This is a genomic window from Telluria sp. RB2R28 (assembly GCF_059685835.1).
Window position 1 is genome coordinate 77,380 of the sequence record NZ_JCASIK010000009.1, and the last position, 14,858, is coordinate 92,237.

15 protein-coding genes are annotated in these 14,858 nt (G+C 64.8%); 7 read left to right on the top strand and 8 right to left on the bottom strand.

What is annotated here, in order from left to right; genetic code table 11:
* The first annotated feature begins 77 nt into the window (after positions 1-77).
* Genes AC56LV_RS23365 through AC56LV_RS23380 form a run of 4 tightly spaced genes read left to right on the top strand, consistent with a single transcriptional unit; the run spans position 78 to position 4,364 of the window.
* On the top strand, positions 78-1,142 hold the full coding sequence (locus AC56LV_RS23365) for an aminoglycoside phosphotransferase family protein (protein WP_499561216.1): 1,065 nt from the start codon (positions 78-80) through the stop codon (positions 1,140-1,142).
* A gap of 11 nt (positions 1,143-1,153) precedes the next feature.
* The gene (gene murU / locus AC56LV_RS23370; RefSeq protein ID WP_499561218.1) at positions 1,154-1,876 is read left to right on the top strand and encodes an N-acetylmuramate alpha-1-phosphate uridylyltransferase MurU; all 723 of its coding nucleotides are present in this window, start codon (positions 1,154-1,156) and stop codon (positions 1,874-1,876) included.
* Complete coding sequence (gene pepP / locus AC56LV_RS23375) at positions 1,873-3,219, top strand: Xaa-Pro aminopeptidase (RefSeq protein ID WP_499561220.1); 1,347 nt, start codon at positions 1,873-1,875, stop codon at positions 3,217-3,219. Before murU ends, pepP begins: the two co-directional genes overlap by 4 nt.
* Entirely contained in the window at positions 3,216-4,364 is a 1,149-nt protein-coding gene (locus tag AC56LV_RS23380) for an FAD-dependent monooxygenase (RefSeq protein WP_499561222.1), read from the top strand. Before pepP ends, AC56LV_RS23380 begins: the two co-directional genes overlap by 4 nt.
* Positions 4,365-4,590: 226 nt before the next feature.
* Here AC56LV_RS23380 and AC56LV_RS23385 read toward each other — a convergent pair whose 3' ends face one another.
* The 5 genes from AC56LV_RS23385 to AC56LV_RS23405 form a co-directional block, all read right to left on the bottom strand.
* Positions 4,591-5,277, bottom strand: a complete 687-nt coding sequence (locus tag AC56LV_RS23385) for a type 1 glutamine amidotransferase domain-containing protein (protein ID WP_499561224.1) — start codon at positions 5,275-5,277, stop codon at positions 4,591-4,593.
* 90 nt (positions 5,278-5,367) lie between these two features.
* On the bottom strand, positions 5,368-5,973 hold the full coding sequence (locus AC56LV_RS23390; RefSeq protein WP_499561226.1) for a TetR/AcrR family transcriptional regulator: 606 nt from the start codon (positions 5,971-5,973) through the stop codon (positions 5,368-5,370).
* 132 nt (positions 5,974-6,105) lie between these two features.
* Positions 6,106-7,563 carry an NAD(P)(+) transhydrogenase (Re/Si-specific) subunit beta gene (locus tag AC56LV_RS23395; RefSeq protein WP_499561228.1) on the bottom strand — a complete coding sequence of 486 codons (1,458 nt, stop codon included), beginning with the start codon at positions 7,561-7,563 and terminating at the stop codon, positions 6,106-6,108.
* The gene (locus tag AC56LV_RS23400) at positions 7,560-7,880 is read right to left on the bottom strand and encodes an NAD(P) transhydrogenase subunit alpha part 2 (protein WP_499561230.1); all 321 of its coding nucleotides are present in this window, start codon (positions 7,878-7,880) and stop codon (positions 7,560-7,562) included. Before AC56LV_RS23400 ends, AC56LV_RS23395 begins: the two co-directional genes overlap by 4 nt.
* A 53-nt stretch (positions 7,881-7,933) precedes the next feature.
* Positions 7,934-9,046, bottom strand: coding sequence for a Re/Si-specific NAD(P)(+) transhydrogenase subunit alpha (locus tag AC56LV_RS23405; protein ID WP_499561232.1), 1,113 nt, complete (start codon positions 9,044-9,046; stop codon positions 7,934-7,936).
* Between the two features lie 248 nt (positions 9,047-9,294).
* On the opposite strand from AC56LV_RS23405, the gene AC56LV_RS23410 reads away from it, so the two are divergent.
* Both AC56LV_RS23410 and mnmA read left to right on the top strand, forming a co-directional pair.
* On the top strand, positions 9,295-9,777 hold the full coding sequence (locus AC56LV_RS23410; RefSeq protein WP_482896476.1) for an NUDIX hydrolase: 483 nt from the start codon (positions 9,295-9,297) through the stop codon (positions 9,775-9,777).
* Between the two features lie 21 nt (positions 9,778-9,798).
* A complete protein-coding gene (gene mnmA, locus AC56LV_RS23415; RefSeq protein ID WP_258835920.1) occupies positions 9,799-10,911 on the top strand; it encodes a tRNA 2-thiouridine(34) synthase MnmA in 1,113 nt (370 codons plus the stop codon).
* Between the two features lie 7 nt (positions 10,912-10,918).
* Here the strand turns inward: mnmA and AC56LV_RS23420 are convergent, their stop codons facing one another.
* Complete coding sequence (locus AC56LV_RS23420) at positions 10,919-12,697, bottom strand: sensor domain-containing phosphodiesterase (protein ID WP_499561234.1); 1,779 nt, start codon at positions 12,695-12,697, stop codon at positions 10,919-10,921.
* A 167-nt stretch (positions 12,698-12,864) separates the two neighbouring features.
* Here AC56LV_RS23420 and AC56LV_RS23425 point away from each other — a divergent pair, with 167 nt between their 5' ends.
* On the top strand, positions 12,865-13,611 hold the full coding sequence (locus AC56LV_RS23425) for a GAF domain-containing protein (protein ID WP_499561236.1): 747 nt from the start codon (positions 12,865-12,867) through the stop codon (positions 13,609-13,611).
* A 6-nt stretch (positions 13,612-13,617) separates the two neighbouring features.
* Here the strand turns inward: AC56LV_RS23425 and AC56LV_RS23430 are convergent, their stop codons facing one another.
* Together AC56LV_RS23430 and AC56LV_RS23435 are read right to left on the bottom strand one after the other, a co-directional pair.
* On the bottom strand, positions 13,618-14,016 hold the full coding sequence (locus tag AC56LV_RS23430) for an ANTAR domain-containing response regulator (protein WP_499561238.1): 399 nt from the start codon (positions 14,014-14,016) through the stop codon (positions 13,618-13,620).
* A gap of 33 nt (positions 14,017-14,049) precedes the next feature.
* On the bottom strand, positions 14,050-14,832 hold the full coding sequence (locus AC56LV_RS23435) for a 5'-3' exonuclease (RefSeq protein ID WP_499561240.1): 783 nt from the start codon (positions 14,830-14,832) through the stop codon (positions 14,050-14,052).
* Between the last annotated feature and the right edge of the window lie 26 nt (positions 14,833-14,858).

Consider the following 14,858-nt stretch of genomic DNA (forward strand, 5'->3'; position numbering starts at 1 on the left):
TAAAGGGCGGTTTTTTTGGGATGAATCCCTTATTATAGGGGAATTAGTTCAACCAACCGGATTCATCAGGCCGCTTCATGTCATCTTTGTCTCAAAACCTTTCCGCCTCCGCCGACGCAGTGCCAGATACCCGGCTGTCGCAACTGAACGAATGGCTGGCCACGACCGGCCTGGTCGATGTCGCGTCCGGCCGCCGCGCCTCCGTCGACGCCAGTTTCCGGCGCTACTTCCGCTACGACGTCGTCGCCGACATGCAAGACAAGCTGGGCGCGACGCTGGTCGCGATGGATGCCCCGCCCGAGCGCGAGAACGTGCCGGCCTTCATCCACGTGCAGGGCTTGCTGCTCGAGGCCGGCGTGAGCGTGCCGGCGATTGCCGCGCGCAACGTCGAACAGGGCTTCCTGCTGCTGTCCGATCTGGGCAACACCACCTACCTGGCGCGCCTGTCCATCGACAATGCCGCCTTCATGTATTCGGACGCCGTCGACGCGCTGCTCAAGTTCCAGATGGCCAGCCAGCCGGACGTGCTGCCCGAGTTCGACCGCGCCTTCGTCATGCGCGAACTGGGCATCTTCCCCGAGTGGTACCTGGGCAAGCACCTGGGCGTGACGCTCGACGACAAGCAGCAGGCGCAGCTCAATGGCGTATTCGAAGCCATTGCCGCCAACGTGCTGGCGCAGCAGCAGGTGTTCATGCACCGCGATTTCCATTCGCGCAACCTGATGTTCCTCGACCAGCACAACCCGGGCGTGATCGACTTCCAGGACGCCGTGTATGGCCCGGTCACGTACGACCTGGCCTCGCTCCTGCGCGACGCCTACATCCAGTGGGACGAAGACATGGTGCTCGACTGGGTGGTGCGCTACTGGCAAAGCGCCAAAAGCGTCGGCCTGCCGGTCAATCCGGACATCGACGCGTTCTACCGCGACTTCGAATACATGGCCCTGCAGCGCCACCTGAAAATCCTCGGCATCTTCTGCCGCCTGAACTACCGCGACAACAAGGCCCACTACATGGGCGACCTGCCGACGGTGCTCGATTACGTGCGCAAGACCGCCAACCGCTACAACGAACTCAAGCCGCTGCTGCGCCTGCTCGACGCAGTCGACGACAAGCCGCAACAGTTCGGCTACACCTTCTGAAGGCATCCATCATGAAAGCGATGATTTTTGCCGCCGGCCGCGGCGAGCGCATGCGGCCACTGACCGATACCTGCCCGAAGCCCCTGCTCAAGGTGCGCGGCCGGCCCCTGATCACCTGGCACGTGCTGAACCTGGTGCGCGCCGGGATCGTCGACATCGTCATCAACCACTCGCACCTGGGTCACATGATCGAGGCCGAGCTGGGCGACGGCAGCCGCTACGGCGCGCGCATCGTCTACTCGCACGAACCGAGCCCGCTCGAGACGGCCGGCGGCGTGGCCAATGCGCTGCACCTGCTGGGCGACGAACCGTTCCTGGCGGTGTCGGGCGACATCTATGCGCCCTACTTCGACTTCACCGAAGCGCTCGATGCGCTCAAGGACAAGGATGCGGTGGGCCAGGTCTATGGGGTCGACCAGCGCGACATCGCCTGGCTGTGGCTCACGCCGAACCCGTGGCACAACCCGGAAGGCGACTTCGCGCTCGACATGTACACGCTGCGTAACGAGGGTGAGACCAAATTCAATTTCGCCGGCATCGGCGTCTACCGGCCCGAGATGTTCGACGGCATCCGCGCGGGCGAATTCGTCAAGTTCGGTCCCCTGATGCGCCAGTACATCGAGCAGGGTCGCATCGGCGGCGAGGTGTATCACGGCCAGTGGGTCAATGTCGGCACCGTCGGCCAGCTGGAAGAACTGAACGCGCCGCTGCGGCCGGCCAAGTCGGCGCCATGATGCCGGCCGGCGCCGTGCATGCCAACCGGCGCGCGCGCGTGCTGGCGCAGATGCAGCCGGGCGCGGTGGCGGTGCTGGGCACGGCGCCCGAAGTCATGCGCAATGGCGACAGCCCGTATCCCTACCGGCACGACAGCTATTTTTATTACCTGAGCGGGTTCGCCGAGCCTGACAGCTGCCTCGTGCTGGTGGCGGCGCTCGATGCGCGCCCTGCCCGCGCAATCCTGTTCTGCCGCGCGAAAGACCCCGACCATGAAATCTGGGATGGCTTTCGCTACGGGCCCGACGCGGCGCGCACGGCGTTCGGGTTCGACGAGGCGTATCCGGTCGACGAACTCGATCACCGCATGGTGGGCATCCTGTCGAATGCACCGGCGCTGTACTACGCGCCGGGCCACAGCGCAGCGCTCGATGTGCAGGTGGCCAGCTGGCTGAAGGGCGTGCGCGCGCTGGGCCGCACGGGCGTGACGGCGCCGGCAACGACGCATCACCTGCTGGTGCTGCTGGACGAGATGCGGCTGTTGAAGGACGCGCACGAAGCGGAGCTGATGGCGCGCGCCGGCGCCATCTCGGCCGCGGCGCATGCGCGTGCGATGCGCGCCACGCGGCCCGGGATGATCGAGTACGAAATCGAGGCCGAGCTGCTGCACGAGTTTCGCCGCAACGGCGCGCAGGCGCCGGCGTATTCGTCCATCGTCGCATCCGGTCCGAATGCCTGCGTGCTGCACTACATTGCCAATGACCGCCGCATTCTCGATGGCGAGCTGGTACTGATCGACGCCGGCTGCGAAGTCGATGGCTACGCGGGCGACATCACGCGCACCTATCCGGCCAATGGCCGCTTCACGGCCCCGCAGCGCACGCTGTACGAACTGGTGCTGCGCGCCCAGGCCGCAGCGCTGGCGGCAGTCCGGCCCGGGCAACCGTACAGCGGCATCCACGAGGCAGCGGTGCGGGTGCTGACCGAAGGGATGCTCGACCTGGGCCTGCTCGACAAACGCAAGGTCGGCTCGGTCGACGACGCGATCGACACGCGCGCATTCGCCCAGTTCTACATGCACGGCACCGGCCACTGGCTCGGGATGGACGTGCACGATGTGGGCGTGTACCGCGATCTGGCGCTGCCCGACAAACCATCGCGCGCGCTGCAGCCGGGCATGGCGCTGACCGTGGAGCCGGGCATCTATGTGCGGCCGGCCGATGGCGTGCCCGAACAATACTGGAATATCGGCATCCGGATCGAGGACGACATCGTCGTCACCGGGACGGGTGCGCGCATCCTGACGGACGGCGTACCGAAAGACGTGGCGGAGATTGAAGCATGGATGAAGGCAGCACGATGACCAACCAAACTTACGACGTCGATGTGGCGATTTGCGGCGCAGGGCCGGTGGGCCTGGCGCTGGCGGGCTTCCTGGTCCGGCGCGGCATCGCCGGTGCGCGTATCGCGCTCATCGACGGCAAGTCGCTGGGCCAGGCGATTTCGGATCCGCGCTCGATCGCGCTGTCGTGGGGCAGCGCGCAACTGCTGCAAGAAGTGGGCGCCTGGCCGCTGGCCGCCACGCCGATCCACGAGATCCACGTCTCGCGCCGCGGCCAGCTGGGCCGCAGCCTGATGCAGCGCGAAGACCACGATGTGCCGGCGCTGGGCTACGTCACGCGCTACGGCGCCGTCGTCGATGCGCTGGCAAAGGTGGGCGAGCAGGCCGGCGTATTAATGCTGCGCCCGGCGCGCGTGACGTCGCTCGATGAACAGCCGGATGCGGTGCTGCTGCACCTGGACGATGGCAGCACGGTGCGTGCACAGGTGGCGGTGCAGGCCGAAGGCGGCCTGTTCGGCGCGCAAGACCAGCGCGCCCGCAGCCGCGATTACGAACAGAGTGCCGTCATCGCGCGCGTGACGACATCGATGCCGATCGCGCACCGCGCGTTTGAACGCTTCACCGACGAAGGCCCGCTGGCCCTGCTGCCCGAAGAGGGCGCCGACGGCCACCAGTACGCGCTGGTCTGGTGCATGCGCCCGGAGCGCGCACAGGCGATCCTGGCGCTCGACGACACGCGGTTCCTGACGCAGCTGGGCGAGGCGTTCGGCGCCCGCCTGGGCGCCTTCACGAAGGTATCGTCACGCAGCGCGTTCCCGCTCGGCCTGAACGCCGAAGCACGCGCCACGGCGCGCACGGTCGCCATTGGCAATGCCGCGCAGACGCTGCACCCGGTGGCCGGCCAGGGCCTGAACCTGGGCCTGCGCGACGCCGCGGTGCTGGCACGCGAATTGGCGCGCGGGACGGACACAGAGGCGATCACCCGCTTCACACAAGACCGCGCAGGCGACCGCCGCACGACCATCGGCCTGACCGACACGATGGCCCGCGCCTTCACGATCCCCGGCCCGCTGCAACCGCTGCTCGGCCTGGGCCTGGCCGCCCTCGACCTGACCCGCCCCGCCCGCACACTGCTGGCCGACCTGATGATGTTCGGCCGCCGCTAACCCCAAGCAATTACCCAACAATTAGGGTCAGAGTCGAATTGTTTGACAACGTTTTGTTAAATGGCCGCCAATACATTGCCAATGGCGATGTTTTGGCGGCTGCCATATCAGTAGCGTAGGGTGGACGGCTGCGCCGTCCACGCGTTCAAATCCACTTGATGTCGTGGCGCGCCACAGTTTGTCGAACGCGTGGGCGGAAAATCCGCCCACCCTACGGTCAACTGGTTCAATGCGACCGCGACAGCGCTTCCAGCAGCTTGGTGGCAGTCGCTGCCGACGAACCCGGATTCTGGCCGGTGATCAGCAAACCATCGGTGACGACGTACGAACCCCAGTCATCGGTGCGCGAATAGTTACCGCCTTTTGCCTTGAGCTCGTCTTCCACCAGGAATGGCACGATGTCCGTCAGTTCAACGGCGGCTTCTTCGGTATTGGTGAAGCCCGTGACGCGCTTGCCCTGCACGAGTGGCGTGCCATCCGTATTCTTCACGTGACGCAGCACGCCCGGTGCGTGGCACACCAGCGCCACCGGCTTGTTCGCAGCGATGAACGACTCGATCAGCGCGATCGAGTTGCGGTCTTCGGCCAGGTCCCACAGCGGGCCATGGCCGCCCGGGTAGAACACGGCATCGAAGTCACCCTGCGAGACGCTGTCGAGACGCACGGTCGCGGCCAGTTGCGCGTTCGCAGCGGCATCGGCCTTGAAGCGGCGGGTGTCATCGGTCTGGGCCGACTCATCATCACTCTTCGGGTCGAGCGGCGGCTGGCCGCCGGCAGGCGAAGCCAGCACGATGTTGGCGCCGGCTTCCTTCAGCGCGTAATACGGGGCGGCCAGCTCTTCGAGCCAGAAGCCGGTCTTGCGGCCAGTGTTGCCCAGGGTGTCGTGCGAGGTGAGTACGATCAGGATGTTCATGGTGTGGCTCCTTGTTGTTGATGTTAATAGACCAGTCGTCTAGATTACGTGTCAAAAAAAACGCTTCGTGTGAAGCGTTCGATATGCGTGTTATTCGGGCAATTGCAACAGGCGCCGCGTGGTCGCCAGAGCCGCATCGAATGCTACCGCGTCGCGCGCGATCTTGGCCATGAGGCTGGCGCCGAGCCAGAGCTGGTACAGGCTCTGCGCCACCTGCCCTGCCTCACCCTCCACCTTCAGCGAACCGTCGGCAATGCCGCCTTCGATGGCCTCGGCCAAACGGGCGACGATGCCAGCGGTACCTTGCTTGAGCGTCAAACGCATCGGCTCGGACAGATCGACCACTTCGGCGCCCAGTTTGACGGCCAGGCACTTGCCCTGGCAATCGTCAAACGACTGGTTCGTGCGCCATTGCCCGAAGTAGGTCAGCAATTTGACGGCCATCGTCGCTGACGGCTCACGCAGCGTGATGTCCATGTCTGCCAGATACGCCTCGAAATACCTGGCCAGCAGCGCTTCGCCAAAGGCATCCTTCGAGCCGAAGTAATGGTAGAACGATCCCTTCGGCACGCCTGCCGAGACCAGGATCTCGTTCAGCCCTACCGCCGAGAACCCTTTGCCAGCCATGATGCGCTGCCCAACGTCGAGGATAGTGTCGCGAACGCCAGACGATTCAGAGGTCAATGCTTTTGCCATGAGCCCACTATACAGCAAAATTAGACCAGTCGTCTAGAGCCGCACTCAAGCGAGCCGCGAGGCTCAGTGGCGAGCGTTCCTGAAAGCTATTAGCCAATAATTCGACTCTGACCCTAATTGTTGGGCTATTGCTTAGTCGACGGCTTTGACCATCGCTTCGATGACTTTTTTGGCGTCGCCAAAGACCATCATCGTGTTGGGCTGGTAGAACAGATCGTTATCCAGGCCGGCGTAACCGGAGGCCATCGAGCGTTTGTTGACGATGATGCTTTTGGCCCGGTAGGCTTCCAGGATCGGCATGCCGGCAATGGCCGACTTCGGGTCTTTTGCGGCCGGGTTCACCACGTCATTGGCGCCCAGGACCAGGACCACGTCGGTTTGGCCGAATTCGCCGTTGATGTCTTCCATCTCGGCCACCTGGTCGTACGGTACCTCGGCTTCAGCCAGCAGCACGTTCATGTGGCCCGGCATGCGCCCGGCCACCGGGTGGATCGCATAGCGTACCATCACGCCATGGGCGGTCAGCTTGTCGACCAGTTCCTTGACCGTGTGCTGCGCGCGCGCCACGGCCAGGCCGTAACCGGGGACGATGATCACCGACTCGGCATTCTGCAGGATGAACGCGGCGTCTTCGGCCGAGCCGGATTTGACGGGCCGCTGCTCTTTCGCGCCGCCGGCGTCGGCCACCGCTTCGCCGCCAAAGCCGCCCAGCAGTACATTGAAGAACGAGCGGTTCATCGCCTTGCACATGATGTACGAAAGGATCGCGCCGCTCGAGCCCACCAGCGAGCCAGCGATGATCAGCATCGCGTTGTTCAGCGAGAAGCCGATCCCCGCCGCTGCCCAGCCCGAGTACGAGTTGAGCATGGAGACCACCACCGGCATGTCGGCCCCGCCGATCGGGATGATGATCAAGACGCCCAGTACGAACGCCAGCGCCGCCATCACGATGAACGCGCCCCATGCAGGCTCAAGGCCGTCAGCGAAGCAGAACACTAGCCCCAGCGCGACAATCGCGATCGCGACGAACAGGTTCAGGATGTGCTGGCCCGCAAAGCGCACCGGCGCGCCCTGGAACAGACGAAACTTGTACTTGCCCGACAGCTTGCCGAACGCGATCACCGAGCCCGAAAACGTCACCGCGCCGACGAACGTGCCGATGAACAGCTCGAGCCGGTTCCCGAACGGCAGCGGTTCGCCCCGCGTCGTGATGTTGAAGGCCCACGGCTCGGCCACTGCCGCGATCGCGATGCAGACGGCGGCCAGCCCGATCAGCGAGTGCATCGCCGCGACCAGTTCCGGCATCTTGGTCATCTCGACCTTCTTCGCGGCGGTCGCGCCGATGGCGCCGCCCACGACCACGCCCAGCAGCACCAGGCCGAATCCCAGCCCCCCGCCCTGCTGCAGCCGCTCCTGCAGCTTGAGCATCAGCGCGACCGTGGTGAGCACCGCGATCGCCATGCCGGCCATCCCGAACGCATTGCCCAGGCGCGCCGTCGATGGCGACGACAAGCCCTTGAGCGCCTGGATGAAGCACACCGAGGCGACCAGATAGAACAGCGTAACCAGGTTCATGCTGATGGCGTTCATGCCGCATCCTCCTGCTTCGATGCGGCCTTGGGCGCCTTCTTGCGGAACATCTCCAGCATGCGCTGCGTGACCAGGAAGCCACCGAACACGTTCACGGCCGCGAGAGCCACGGCCAGCGTGCCGGCCACGCGCCCCGTCGCGCCTTCGGTCAGGCTGGCGGCCAGCATGGCGCCGACGATGACAATGGCCGAGATCGCGTTGGTGACCGCCATCAACGGTGTGTGCAGCGCCGGGGTGACGGTCCAGACCACGTGGTAGCCGACGTAGATCGCCAGCACGAAGATGATCAGGTTGATGACGGTGTGGCTGATGTCCATGGTGTCTCCTGTCCGTTCTTGTCAACGATGCCAACGTCTTATTTGCCAACGTCTTACTTGCGCAGCAGCTCTCCGGCGCTGCACATCAGGGTCGCGCGCACGATCTCGTCGTCGCGGTCGATATGGAACTGGTCGTCGGCGTCGATCACGAGCTTGAGAAAATCGAGCACGTTGCGCGCGTACAGGGCCGAGGCATCGGCCGGCACCAGCGTGGCCAGGTCGGGCTCGCCGATGATGTGCACGCCGTGCTTGAGGACAGTGGCGCCGATCTCGCTCAGGGCGCAGTTGCCGCCCTGCGCCACGGCCATGTCGACGATCACGGACCCCGGCTTCATCGCGCGCACGGTGTCTTCGCCGATCAGCACGGGCGCGCGCCGGCCCGGAATCAGGGCCGTGGTAATGATGATGTCGGCCAGCTTCGCGCGTTCGTGCACGAGCTGCGCCTGGCGCCGCATCCAGTCGGCCGGCATTGCGCGCGCATAGCCGCCGCTGCCGGCCGCGATCTCGCGCTCTTCGTCGGTTTCATACGGCACGTCGATGAATTTCGCGCCCAGCGACTCCACCTGCTCTTTCACTGGCGGACGCACGTCGGACGCTTCGATCACGGCGCCCAGCCGCTTGGCGGTGGCGATCGCCTGCAGGCCGGCCACCCCGACGCCCATGATCAATACGCGCGCCGCCTTGACCGTGCCGGCCGCCGTCATCAGCATCGGCATGAAGCGGCCGTAGGTATTTGCGGCCAGCAGGATGGCCTTGTAGCCGGCGATGTTCGCCTGCGAGGACAGCACATCGAGCGATTGAGCGCGCGTGATGCGCGGCGCGGCTTCCAGGGCAAAGGCAGTGATGCCGGCCGTGGCCAGCGCAGCGAGATTCTCACCATCGAAGGGATCGAGCATCCCGACCAGCACAGCGTCGCGGCGCATCATGGCCAGTTCGTGCGCGGCGGGACTGCGCACCTTGAGCACCAGATCGGCGCCGAACGCGCCAGGGGCATCGACGATGACGGCGCCGGCGGCCTCAAAAGCCGCGTCTGGCGCCGCTGCATGCAGGCCAGCGCCCGCCTGCACCACGATCGTGTGGCGCGTGGCCAGCTTCTTCACGGTCTCGGGGGTGGCCGCAACACGGGTCTCGCCCGGCCGGGTTTCGGCCGGAATACCGATTCTCATGGATCCCTCCATTCGTTGGACTGCCGCGCCAGCAAATCTATCACGTCTTTACAGTGATTGTTCAAATATTAAATTTGCGTGGCCAATTTGATCATCCGTAGAGACCGTGCAGTGCGCACCAGGCCATGATGGTTGTTTTTGCGACAGATCAAGCCCGATTAACCACATGCCAACGTTGCAGGAAGCGACCGGCTGAGCAAACACGGGCCTTGTCAAGGTAGAATACCGGCTCATTTTCAAGGACAGGCATGAGCGATATCTTCAAACCATCGGTTACCGTGGCAGCGATCATCGAGCACGAGGGCCGGTTCCTGCTGATCGAGGAAGAGACGAGCGAAGGTATCAAGCTGAACCAGCCCGCCGGCCATCTCGACCCGCACGAATCGCTGGAACAGGCGGTGGTGCGCGAAGCGCTTGAAGAAACGGCGCATGAATTCATCCCCCACTCGCTGGTGGGGATGTACATGTCGCGCTACCACTCGAAGTCACGCAATGCCGACGTCACCTACCTGCGCTTTACCTTCGCCGGCAGCGTCGGGCGCCAGTTCGACCAGCCGCTCGACGAGGGCATCCTGCGCACCATGTGGATGACGCGCGACGAAATCGCCGCCACCGTCGACCGCCACCGCAGCCCGATCGTGCTGCGCTGCGTGGACGACTACCTGGCCGGCCAGAGCACACCGCTCTCCCTGCTGCACACCCACCCTTCGGTGTTCGAAGGCGGGATCTGAAGAATTCACTACGGACGTAACATGCGCAAGAAAAAAGTCGTGATCGGGATGTCGGGCGGAGTCGACTCCTCGGTCGCGGCCTGGATGCTCAAGGAACAAGGCTACGACGTGGTCGGCCTGTTCATGAAAAACTGGGAAGACGACGACGATTCCGAATACTGCTCGACGCGCCAGGACTGGATCGACGCGGCCAGCGTGGCCGACGTGGTCGGCGTGGACATCGAGGCGGTCAACTTCGCCGCCGAATACAAGGACCGCGTGTTCGCCGAGTTCCTGCGCGAATACCAGGCCGGCCGCACCCCGAACCCGGACGTGCTGTGCAACGCCGAAATCAAGTTCAAGGCCTTCCTCGACCATGCGATGAAGCTGGGCGCCGACCTGATCGCCACCGGCCACTACGCGCGCGTGCGCGAAAACACGGCCAGCGGCAGCTTCGAGCTGCTCAAGGCCTTCGACGCCACCAAGGACCAGAGTTATTTTCTGCATCGCCTGAGCCAGGCGCAGTTGTCCAAGTCGCTGTTCCCGCTGGGTGAAATCCCGAAAACCGAGGTGCGCAAGATCGCCGAAAAGCTCCAGCTGCCCAACGCGGCCAAAAAGGATTCGACGGGCATCTGCTTCATCGGCGAGCGGCCGTTCCGCGACTTCCTGAACCGCTACCTGGCCTACAAGCCGGGCCCGATCCGGCTCGACGACGGCACGCAGGTGGGCGAGCACGTCGGCCTGTCGTTCTACACGCTGGGCCAGCGCAAGGGGATCGGTATCGGGGGCCTGAAGTCACGCAAGACCGCTGACGGCATCAGCGAGCCGTGGTTCGTCGCGCGCAAGGACATCGAGGCCAACACGCTCTACATCGTGCAGGGCCACGACCATCCATGGCTGCTGTCGGACCGGCTCGAAGCCGGCCAGGCCAGCTGGATCGCCGGCCACGCACCGGCGGCCGGCGCGCTGTCGGCCAAGACCCGCTACCGCCAGGCCGACATGGCCTGCCGCGTGCTGGCCGATGGCGACGCGCGCTTTGCGCTCGACTTCGATGAAGCCCAATGGGCGGTCACGCCGGGCCAGTCGGCCGTGCTGTACGACGGCGACGTGTGCCTGGGTGGCGGCATCATCGACGTGCGCTCAAGCGCCGCCTGACGCCATATCAAGGCTGGCGCGCCGCCAGCCACTCCACCAGCACGGCGGGCGCCAGCGGCCGCGCGTGCAGGTAACCCTGGACCTCGTCGCAGCCGGCCAGGCGCAGGAAATCTTCCACCTCCACCGTTTCGACGCCTTCGGCCACGACCTTGTGACCCAGGTCGTGCGACAGCTTGATCATCGTGCCCACCAGCGCGCGGCAGCGTTCGTCCTGGACCAGGTTGCGCATGAAGCTCTGGTCGATCTTGACCACGTTGGCCGGCAGGCTTTGCAGGTACGACAGGCTGCTGTAGCCGGTGCCGAAGTCGTCGATCGCCAGTTGCACGCCAGCGCGCCCGAGGCGCTCGAGCGTGGCCTGCGCGACCTTCGGATTGCGCATCAGCGCGCTCTCGGTCAGCTCGATCACCAGGCACGATGGCGCCAGGCCGTGGTGCTGCAACTCCATCAGCACGCGGTCGCAGAAATCCGGCTCTTCCAGGTTCACGGCCGAAACGTTCACCGCCACCTGCAACGCCAGGCCGTCCCGGCGCCAGGCGACCATCTGGCGCAGCGCCGCGCGCAGCACCCACTCGGTGGTCGCGCGTGCCAGTGATGTCGTCTCGATCACCGGCATGAATTCGCCGGGCGAAATCGCGCCGGCCGTCGGATGGTTCCAGCGCAGCAGCGCTTCGACGCCGACGCAGGCGCCGTCGAGCAGGCTGACCTTGGGCTGGAACACCAGATGCAGTTCGTCCTCGCTCGCGAGCGCGGCGCCGAATTCGGTCACCAGCCAGAAGCGGCGCTGCAGGATCGCGTCGTGATGCGACGAGAACACGCGCACGCAGCGCTCGGCCGCCAGCGCATCGTGCGCGGCGCTGTGCATATTGCGCAGCAGGTCGAGGCCCTCGGTCTGGCCGACCGTGAACGGCGCAATGCCCACCGTCGTCGTCGTGATCAGGCGCGCCTGGCCGTAACTGGCGCGCGCGTCGAGCCACGACTGCATCTGCTCGCAGAACGGCTCGATCGACAGGCCGCGTGGCGCGAAGAACGCGAACTGCGTGCTGCCCACATGGTAGATCTTGCCGGCGCCACCCAGGCGCAGCTGCGGCACCGTTTCACGCACCATGTCGTCGAGATAGCTCGAACCCATGACGCGCTGGGCATCGCTCAGTTCCTGCGGGCTGGCCAGGCTGATCAGGGCGGCGATGCGCACCTCGCCATTCGGCTCATACAGTTCGAGGTCGTTAAAGTCGATGATGAACTGGTTGCGGTTCGGCAGGCCGCTGACCGGATCAACGCGCCCGAACGCATGCTGCAGTTCGATCTGCGCCATCACCATGGTGGCCAGGTCCGTCAGCGCCTGGCGCTCGGCCAGGCTGACCTGGCGCGGTTCGGTACCGAGCACGCACATCGCGCCCAGGCAAAAGCCTTCGCTGGTTGTGAGCGGCGCGCCGGCATAGAAGCGGATACCGCCTTCAGCCAGCGGGCTGTCGCGGAAATACGGGTCTTCCAGCAGATCCGGCACGACCAGTACCTCGCGCTCGTCCGACACCATCGCGCACGGCGCTCTCATCCGCGGAATCGTGTCGTGGGTAATACCGATCTTCGACTTGAACCATTGACGGTTGGCGTCGGTCAGCGAGACCGCCGCAATTGGCAATCCGAACAACTGCGCAGCCATGCGCGTGATGCGATCGAACGCTTCGCTGGGCGGGCTGTCGAGCAGCTCCAGACGACGCAGGGCATCGAGACGGGCAGTCTCGTACTGAGGCGACGCACAGTGCGGTTGAAAGAGCGGAGGATTCATGAAGAGACGACGCGCCGTTGCGCGTAAATATGACGAATATGACGGACAGAATCTATTGTTGCTAATAACAAACTTAAGGTCAATCATTATTTTCAAGCGAATCGTTGTATTCGTCATTTTTAGTTGCTTAGTGTAAAATAAAAGCAGCAAATCACACGAACGATGTCATGAAAACACATGAATTTAACGATCCGATACTGACGACCCGCGAAGCAGCGCAGTTGCTTGGTGTTGCTGTCAGCACGGCCCAGGTATGGATGGAGAGCGGTGATTTGCCGGCCTGGAAGACGCCGGGCGGCCATCGCCGTGTGCGCTACAGCGCCGTGATGCGACTGGTGCGCGAGCGCGTGGCGTCAAAGGATGAGGTCAAGGCAGTCAGGCCGTCGGGTACTGCGGAACTGGCGACCGAGTTCCTGCCGGCGGTGGCGCCGGACTATCCGGTCCCGGCCAATGAGGCACAGCGGCTGGCGGCACTCGCGCAAAGCGGCCTGATGGATTCGGAAGATGACGCTGCCTTCGATCGCTTGACCTGGCTTGCCGGCCACGCCACGGCCTGCCCGATGGCGCTGATCACCTTGTTGTCAGCAGAGCGCCAGTGGTGCAAGTCGCGCGTCGGGGTGGAAAACCGCGAGACCACGCGTTCATTGGCCTTCTGCAGTCACGTGCTGATGCAGGACGAGCCTTTCGTGGTCGAGGATGCCAGTGCCGATCCGCGCTTTGCCGACAACCCGATGGTCACCGGCGCGCCGTTCATCCGTTTTTATGCCGGCTACCCGGTACGCACCGCCGACGGGCTCGCGCTGGGTTCGCTGTGCGTGCTTGATACCGAGCCGCGCCGCCTGCGCGAGCGCGAGATGCGCGCGCTGCGTGAACTGGCCGTGCTTGCATCGGACGAAGTGCAGCGCCGCGCATAGCCTGTATCAGCCCGGCTTGCCCGGCGCCTGCTGCTGCTGCTTGACGAAGGCAATGACGGTATTACGAATGGTCTTGAGCACGGTGTCGGCCTTGAACGGCTTGACGATGAAACCGTGCACGCCACGCGCGAGCGCGCTCTGGACCGCGGCGGCGTCGAGCGTGCCCGAGACGAGAAACACGAGCGTCTTGGGCAGCGTCGCGCGCAGCTGCTCGACCACGTCGCTGCCGTCCTCGACCTGTTCGCGCGCGATGCAGATCACGTGCGGGTGGTGCTTGACTGCCAGCGCCAACCCCAGCGCGCTGGTGTGCGTGGCGCCGACCACGTCGTAACTGCCGTCGGCCAGCACGGTGCCGAGCGTCGAGCGCGAGACGGCGTTTGCATCCACGATGACCGCTTTGAGCATAGCTTCACATTCCTTGTCAGTGCGCTGAATAAATCAGCCTTCGTACGCCAGTGTTTTCCATGTCACGCCCAGGCGCACGTCCAGTTTCAGCGACACCAGACAGCGTGACATCTCCAGTATCTCACGCTCGGCGCGCAATCTCTCGCCGAGTGGCGTCTTGAGGATGCCGGCGCCGGCCATCACGGCCTCGAGATTGCCGTACGCACCCAGCAGGCGCGCCGCCGTTTTCATGCCGACCTTCGACACACCCGGCACGCCATCGGTCGGGTCGCCCATCAGCGCCAGCAGGTCGTGCAACTGCTCGGGCGCCACGCCAAAGCGTGCACGGACCCAGGCGTCGTCGTGCCACTCGTTCTTGAAATGATCCCACACCAGCGCGCCGTGCGCGATCAGTGGATGCAGGTCCTTGTCGGTGGTGGCCACCACCGCCGTGCCGCGGCCTTCGGACAGCCAGCGCATCACGCCGGTAGCGATCACATCGTCGGCTTCGACCTCGGGCACCATCAGCACATGCACGCCGGCCGCGCGCAGGCGGTCGTGAAATTCGGGCAGCGCCGCGCGCAGTTCGGACGGCATCGCCGCCCTGCCCTCGCGGTAGCGCGGATACAGCGCATGGCGCCAGGTCGGACCGCCATGATCAAAAGCAGCCAGCACGTGCGTTGGCGCATGCGCCTCGAGCACGTTGCGAAACGACGAGAACGCATGGCGCAGCGCGATGCTGGCCTTCAGGTCGGAATCGGGCTCGGGGCTGGCTTCGTAGACGCGGCGCACGATGTTCAGGCCGTCGATCGCGAGCAGCTTTCCCGGGTTAGACATGTGATGTGGTCATGAAGAGACGTGGA

Coding starts and splice junctions, on each gene's coding strand:
- AC56LV_RS23365 (WP_499561216.1), top strand. CDS start 78: ATGTCATCTTTGTCTCAAAACCTTTCCGCCTCCGCCGACGCAGTGCCA.
- murU (WP_499561218.1), top strand. CDS start 1,154: ATGAAAGCGATGATTTTTGCCGCCGGCCGCGGCGAGCGCATGCGGCCA.
- pepP (WP_499561220.1), top strand. CDS start 1,873: ATGATGCCGGCCGGCGCCGTGCATGCCAACCGGCGCGCGCGCGTGCTG.
- AC56LV_RS23380 (WP_499561222.1), top strand. CDS start 3,216: ATGACCAACCAAACTTACGACGTCGATGTGGCGATTTGCGGCGCAGGG.
- AC56LV_RS23385 (WP_499561224.1), bottom strand. CDS start 5,277: ATGAACATCCTGATCGTACTCACCTCGCACGACACCCTGGGCAACACT.
- AC56LV_RS23390 (WP_499561226.1), bottom strand. CDS start 5,973: ATGGCAAAAGCATTGACCTCTGAATCGTCTGGCGTTCGCGACACTATC.
- AC56LV_RS23395 (WP_499561228.1), bottom strand. CDS start 7,563: ATGAACGCCATCAGCATGAACCTGGTTACGCTGTTCTATCTGGTCGCC.
- AC56LV_RS23400 (WP_499561230.1), bottom strand. CDS start 7,880: ATGGACATCAGCCACACCGTCATCAACCTGATCATCTTCGTGCTGGCG.
- AC56LV_RS23405 (WP_499561232.1), bottom strand. CDS start 9,046: ATGAGAATCGGTATTCCGGCCGAAACCCGGCCGGGCGAGACCCGTGTT.
- AC56LV_RS23410 (WP_482896476.1), top strand. CDS start 9,295: ATGAGCGATATCTTCAAACCATCGGTTACCGTGGCAGCGATCATCGAG.
- mnmA (WP_258835920.1), top strand. CDS start 9,799: ATGCGCAAGAAAAAAGTCGTGATCGGGATGTCGGGCGGAGTCGACTCC.
- AC56LV_RS23420 (WP_499561234.1), bottom strand. CDS start 12,697: ATGAATCCTCCGCTCTTTCAACCGCACTGTGCGTCGCCTCAGTACGAG.
- AC56LV_RS23425 (WP_499561236.1), top strand. CDS start 12,865: ATGAAAACACATGAATTTAACGATCCGATACTGACGACCCGCGAAGCA.
- AC56LV_RS23430 (WP_499561238.1), bottom strand. CDS start 14,016: ATGCTCAAAGCGGTCATCGTGGATGCAAACGCCGTCTCGCGCTCGACG.
- AC56LV_RS23435 (WP_499561240.1), bottom strand. CDS start 14,832: ATGTCTAACCCGGGAAAGCTGCTCGCGATCGACGGCCTGAACATCGTG.